We start from the raw sequence: 357 nt of genomic DNA, 5'->3' as shown, positions 1-357 counted from the left end.
GTAGAGCAGCGACAATTACATGCTTTACCACGGACGATGAGCGTCAATTACACCGAGCATTATCTAACGGTGTCACGTACGAGTACTATTTCATTGAAACGTGTTACCTATAGCGTCCCGTCACGCCTTATTGGTAGCCGATTACTGGTTCGTTTATATGACAACCGTTTAGAGCTGCACTATGGCAGCGATTTAGTTCAAACGTTAGCGCGTGTCTATGCTTCTAAAGGATGCCGTGCACGTAATATTAGTTACTTGCATGTTATTGACGCACTGGTTAAAAAACCATTGGCATTTCGCTACTCACAACTACGTGACGACTTACTTCCAAGCGACAATTACAAAGCTATTTGGGAA

The 357-nt window shown here is 43.4% G+C and carries 1 protein-coding gene; it reads left to right on the top strand.

The window, feature by feature from the left end; all coding sequences use genetic code 11:
* Nucleotides 1-36: 36 nt before the first annotated feature.
* A partial coding sequence (locus AAEY62_RS20910) for a Mu transposase domain-containing protein (RefSeq protein WP_502935530.1) occupies nucleotides 37-357 on the top strand: 321 nt, incomplete at its 3' end.

This window comes from Pseudoalteromonas sp. GW168-MNA-CIBAN-0100 (assembly GCF_040309225.1).
GTDB classification, from domain to species: Bacteria; Pseudomonadota; Gammaproteobacteria; order Enterobacterales; family Alteromonadaceae; genus Pseudoalteromonas; species Pseudoalteromonas arctica.
The sequence above is the reverse complement of the archived record's forward strand: the minus strand, read 5'-3'. Positions and strand labels throughout refer to the sequence as shown.